Annotated in this window: 2 tRNA genes and 3 rRNA genes; all 5 read left to right on the top strand. The window is 54.3% G+C overall.

Features of this window, described 5'->3' with window-relative positions:
- Window positions 1–376: 376 nt before the first annotated feature.
- The 5 genes from NKH57_RS33280 (at window position 377) to rrf (ending at window position 5,936) form a co-directional block, all read left to right on the top strand.
- Window positions 377–1,861 (top strand): 16S ribosomal RNA (locus NKH57_RS33280).
- A 300-nt stretch (window positions 1,862–2,161) separates the two neighbouring features.
- Window positions 2,162–2,238, top strand: a tRNA-Ile gene (locus NKH57_RS33275).
- Between the two features lie 31 nt (window positions 2,239–2,269).
- Window positions 2,270–2,345 (top strand) — tRNA-Ala (locus NKH57_RS33270).
- Between the two features lie 375 nt (window positions 2,346–2,720).
- Window positions 2,721–5,542, top strand: a 23S ribosomal RNA gene (locus NKH57_RS33265).
- A 279-nt stretch (window positions 5,543–5,821) separates the two neighbouring features.
- Window positions 5,822–5,936, top strand: a 5S ribosomal RNA gene (rrf, locus tag NKH57_RS33260).
- Together the 16S, 23S and 5S rRNA genes with 2 tRNA genes alongside form the textbook arrangement of a ribosomal RNA operon.
- Window positions 5,937–5,954: the final 18 nt, after the last annotated feature.

The raw sequence follows: 5,954 nt of genomic DNA, 5'->3' as shown, positions 1-5,954 counted from the left end.
TTGGTGGCGACTATATACGCCTCACGAACGAGGGCGGCTCGCCGCTGGCGACGAAGAAGTTTGCTTCTAAGCCTGCCCTTAGCGAAATTCAAGAGAGCCGCGTAAGCGACACTCGGACGGCCCCGGAGCCAAAAGCGAAGCGGGCCACGACATTGCGTGAAGCGATGTCTGTTCTTTGAAAATTGAATAATGAAGAAAGAGAAACGTGGGCGGCAGAGTCCTGCTGAACCTCTTATCCCGCCAGGGGTATGAGGTTCGAACGAGACTTTGGCGGACACGTTTTGAGAGAATAAGTCTACCAAGACACGTGAGTGTCTAGGTGTGAATGTTCTCGTCAATTCGAAGCGTGACCAGATAAAAGCCAATCAAAGTTTCAAAACTTGAGAGTTTGATCCTGGCTCAGAACGAACGCTGGCGGCAGGCTTAACACATGCAAGTCGAGCGCCCCGCAAGGGGAGCGGCAGACGGGTGAGTAACGCGTGGGAATCTACCCATCTCTACGGAACAACTCCGGGAAACTGGAGCTAATACCGTATACGTCCTTCGGGAGAAAGATTTATCGGAGATGGATGAGCCCGCGTTGGATTAGCTAGTTGGTGGGGTAATGGCCTACCAAGGCGACGATCCATAGCTGGTCTGAGAGGATGATCAGCCACATTGGGACTGAGACACGGCCCAAACTCCTACGGGAGGCAGCAGTGGGGAATATTGGACAATGGGCGAAAGCCTGATCCAGCCATGCCGCGTGAGTGATGAAGGCCCTAGGGTTGTAAAGCTCTTTCAACGGTGAAGATAATGACGGTAACCGTAGAAGAAGCCCCGGCTAACTTCGTGCCAGCAGCCGCGGTAATACGAAGGGGGCTAGCGTTGTTCGGAATTACTGGGCGTAAAGCGCACGTAGGCGGATTGTTAAGTTAGGGGTGAAATCCCAGGGCTCAACCCTGGAACTGCCTTTAATACTGGCAATCTCGAGTCCGAGAGAGGTGAGTGGAATTCCGAGTGTAGAGGTGAAATTCGTAGATATTCGGAGGAACACCAGTGGCGAAGGCGGCTCACTGGCTCGGTACTGACGCTGAGGTGCGAAAGCGTGGGGAGCAAACAGGATTAGATACCCTGGTAGTCCACGCCGTAAACTATGAGAGCTAGCCGTCGGCAAGTTTACTTGTCGGTGGCGCAGCTAACGCATTAAGCTCTCCGCCTGGGGAGTACGGTCGCAAGATTAAAACTCAAAGGAATTGACGGGGGCCCGCACAAGCGGTGGAGCATGTGGTTTAATTCGAAGCAACGCGCAGAACCTTACCAGCCCTTGACATCCCGGTCGCGGTTTCCAGAGATGGATACCTTCAGTTCGGCTGGACCGGTGACAGGTGCTGCATGGCTGTCGTCAGCTCGTGTCGTGAGATGTTGGGTTAAGTCCCGCAACGAGCGCAACCCTCGCCCTTAGTTGCCAGCATTAAGTTGGGCACTCTAAGGGGACTGCCGGTGATAAGCCGAGAGGAAGGTGGGGATGACGTCAAGTCCTCATGGCCCTTACGGGCTGGGCTACACACGTGCTACAATGGTGGTGACAGTGGGCAGCGAGACCGCGAGGTCGAGCTAATCTCCAAAAGCCATCTCAGTTCGGATTGCACTCTGCAACTCGAGTGCATGAAGTTGGAATCGCTAGTAATCGCGGATCAGCATGCCGCGGTGAATACGTTCCCGGGCCTTGTACACACCGCCCGTCACACCATGGGAGTTGGTTTTACCCGAAGGCGCTGTGCTAACCGCAAGGAGGCAGGCGACCACGGTAGGGTCAGCGACTGGGGTGAAGTCGTAACAAGGTAGCCGTAGGGGAACCTGCGGCTGGATCACCTCCTTTCTAAGGAAGAACCTTAATGGAAACGCTCAATCCCTCATCTTCGGATGAAATGGGGAGCCTCTGCCTTTCGGTTCTCTTGGAACAAGACGGCAAAGAGTCACTTTGACCGTCGCGCATACCTTAAGCGGGTCTGCCGCCTTCGTTTCTCTTTCTTCAGCGAATGACTTTGGATTGCGCTCGCGCGCCGTGTCGCACCCTTCGGGTGCTGGCGCTCCGCGAGGGCGCGGCACGAGCCGCGACGGCCGGTCGGCCTTGCGAGGCTCTGCCTCGAAGCCGACTACCATCTGCGCTTGGGGCTAAGGGCTTGTAGCTCAGTTGGTTAGAGCGCGCGCTTGATAAGCGTGAGGTCGGAGGTTCAAGTCCTCCCAGGCCCACCATCTCCTCTGCATCACTTCAAAGAGGTATTAAGGGGCCGTAGCTCAGCTGGGAGAGCGCCTGCTTTGCAAGCAGGATGTCGTCGGTTCGATCCCGTCCGGCTCCACCATCTTCTTTGGAAGAGGTGTCGAGTAGAGATGAAGAGGAAAGTCATTCGTAAAAAGGTTTGCGGCGAGCGTCATGCTCTCCGCCTGTTCTGTTTGACATTGTAAAGAGAAGATTTGTTCGAACTTCATGAGCCCAAAAGGTTTGTGATTTGTCGCGGGAGACGCTCAATCTCCCGCATATGATGGGTTTGCCTAACCGCACCCTCGAACCGATCTCGAGAAGCTGGTCTTTTTGTGCCAATGACATCGAATTGGATCCCGCACAGGATCCGGTTCAGGCGACAATCCTTCGGATTGCGCGGAGGCTAATCCTGCAAAGGAGAGGCTGAAGCGACAATTCCTTCGGAATTGCGCGGGTGGGCATTGGCAATGAGAACGATCAAGTGTCTTAAGGGCAATTGGTGGATGCCTTGGCATGCACAGGCGATGAAGGACGTGATACGCTGCGATAAGCTACGGGGAGGTGCGAATACCCTTTGATCCGTAGATTTCCGAATGGGGAAACCCACCTAAGGTACTTGGAAAATCAGAGCAGCCGGAAGGTCGCAAGGCCGACTTGCTGCTGTGGTTTCCAAGTATCGATAATAGGTAACTTACCCTGAATACATAGGGGTAAAGTGGCGAACGCGGGGAACTGAAACATCTAAGTACCCGTAGGAAAGGACATCAACCGAGACTCCGGAAGTAGTGGCGAGCGAACCCGGACCAGGCCAGTGGCGATTGAGAGACAAGCGGAACCTTCTGGAAAGTAGGGCCATAGTGGGTGACAGCCCCGTACGCGTAATGCAATCAATCGTCCTCGAGTAAGGCGGGACACGTGAAATCCTGTCTGAAATTGGGGGGACCACCCTCCAAGCCTAAGTACTCGTGCATGACCGATAGCGAACTAGTACCGTGAGGGAAAGGTGAAAAGCACCCCGACAAGGGGAGTGAAAGAGTACCTGAAACCGATTGCCTACAAACAGTGGAAGCCCAAGGTTCGTCCTGGGTGACCACGTACCTTTTGTATAATGGGTCAGCGACTTAGTGTGACGAGCAAGCTTAAACCGCTAGGTGTAGGCGCAGCGAAAGCGAGTCTGAACAGGGCGTTCAGTTCGTCGCATTAGACCCGAAACCGAGTGATCTAGCCATGAGCAGGTTGAAGGTAAGGTAACACTTACTGGAGGACCGAACCCATAACTGTTGCAATAGTTCGGGATGACTTGTGGCTAGGGGTGAAAGGCCAATCAAACTCGGAAATAGCTGGTTCTCCGCGAAATCTATTTAGGTAGAGCGTCGACCGAATACCCCAGGGGGTAGAGCACTGGATGGGCTAGGGGTCCTCACCGGATTACCAAACCTAACCAAACTCCGAATACCTGGGAGTACTAGTCGGCAGACACACGGCGGGTGCTAACGTCCGTCGTGAAAAGGGAAACAACCCTGACCTACAGCTAAGGTCCCCAAGTTATGGCTAAGTGGGAAAGGATGTGAGGATCCCAAAACAACCAGGATGTTGGCTTAGAAGCAGCCATCATTTAAAGAAAGCGTAACAGCTCACTGGTCTAAATAAGGGTCTTTGCGCCGAAAATGTAACGGGGCTAAAGCCATACACCGAAGCTTAGGGTTTGGTCCGCAAGGGCCAAGCGGTAGCGGAGCGTTCTGTAAGCTGATGAAGCCATACCCGTGAGGGGTGGTGGAGGTATCAGAAGTGCGAATGCTGACATGAGTAACGTAAGGGGAGTGAGAGACTCCCCCGCCGAAAGACCAAGGGTTCCTGCTTAAAGCTAATCTGAGCAGGGTTAGCCGGCCCCTAAGACGAGGCGGAAACGCGTAGTCGATGGGAACCACGTTAATATTCGTGGGCTTGGAGGTAGTGACGGATCATTGAGGTAGTCCAATCTTATCGGATTGAACGGGCTGCTGCGTGGTTCCAGGAAATAGCTCCTCCTTATAAACCGTACCCGAAACCGACACTGGTGGTCTGGTAGAGTATACCAAGGCGCTTGAGAGAACTATGCTGAAGGAACTCGGCAAATTGCACGCGTAACTTCGGAAGAAGCGTGACCCTTTTCTACGCAAGTAGAGGAGGGTGGCACAGACCAGGGGGTAGCGACTGTTTATCAAAAACACAGGGCTCTGCGAAGTCGCAAGACGACGTATAGGGTCTGACGCCTGCCCGGTGCTGGAAGGTTAAGAGGAGGGGTGCAAGCTCTGAATCGAAGCCCCAGTAAACGGCGGCCGTAACTATAACGGTCCTAAGGTAGCGAAATTCCTTGTCGGGTAAGTTCCGACCTGCACGAATGGCGTAACGACTTCCCCGCTGTCTCCAGCATAGACTCAGTGAAATTGAATTCCCCGTGAAGATGCGGGGTTCCTGCGGTTAGACGGAAAGACCCCGTGCACCTTTACTATAGCTTTACATTGGCATTCGTAGTGGCATGTGTAGGATAGGTGGTAGGCTTTGAAGCCTGGGCGCCAGCTCAGGTGGAGCCACCCTTGAAATACCACCCTTATTACTATGGATGTCTAACCGCGGCCCGTTATCCGGGTCCGGGACAATGTATGGTGGGTAGTTTGACTGGGGCGGTCGCCTCCTAAAGAGTAACGGAGGCGCGCGATGGTGGGCTCAGAACGGTCGGAAATCGTTCGCTGAGTGCAATGGCATAAGCCTGCCTGACTGCGAGACTGACAAGTCGAGCAGAGACGAAAGTCGGTCATAGTGATCCGGTGGTCCCGCGTGGAAGGGCCATCGCTCAACGGATAAAAGGTACGCCGGGGATAACAGGCTGATGACCCCCAAGAGTCCATATCGACGGGGTTGTTTGGCACCTCGATGTCGACTCATCGCATCCTGGGGCTGGAGCAGGTCCCAAGGGTATGGCTGTTCGCCATTTAAAGCGGTACGTGAGTTGGGTTCAGAACGTCGTGAGACAGTTCGGTCCCTATCTGCCGTGGGTGTAGGAATATTGAAAGGATCTGTCCCTAGTACGAGAGGACCGGGATGGACGGATCTCTGGTGGACCTGTTGTGGCGCCAGCCGCATAGCAGGGTAGCTATATCCGGACGGGATAACCGCTGAAGGCATCTAAGCGGGAAACCCACCTTAAAACGAGTATTCCCTGAGAACCGTGGAAGACGACCACGTTGATAGGCCGGGTGTGGAAGAGCGGCAACGCTTGAAGCTTACCGGTACTAATAGTTCGATCGGCTTGATCGTTCTCATTCCTTATGCCCATTTGACGAAGTCAGATGGTCTGTTCTCACTCACGCTCGTTCCGCCCTGCGGGCGGCGCTACGTGGGTGCGGCGCATCAGCGCCGACGGTCGGTCGACCTTGCGAAGCTTCGCTTCGAAAGGCGTCAGGACCAGAAGAACTGTAAAGGCACAAAAAAGACCAGCGAACAGCTCAGAGAAAGCAGCAAATAGGATCCCTATTCGCTACTCACTATTGGCTATTCGCTAAAAAACAGCTTCTCGAATAACGTGCGTTTTGCCGACCTGGTGGTTATGGCGGAGCGGCTGCACCCGATCCCATTCCGAACTCGGCCGTGAAACGCTCCAGCGCTGATGGTACTTCGTCTCAAGACGCGGGAGAGTAGGTCGCTGCCAGGTCTGCTAAACGCACGTTGA

The sequence above is a fragment of the Mesorhizobium sp. M1050 genome (genome assembly GCF_040318715.1).
GTDB lineage: Bacteria > Pseudomonadota > Alphaproteobacteria > Rhizobiales > Rhizobiaceae > Mesorhizobium.
The sequence above is the reverse complement of the archived record's forward strand: the minus strand, read 5'-3'. Positions and strand labels throughout refer to the sequence as shown.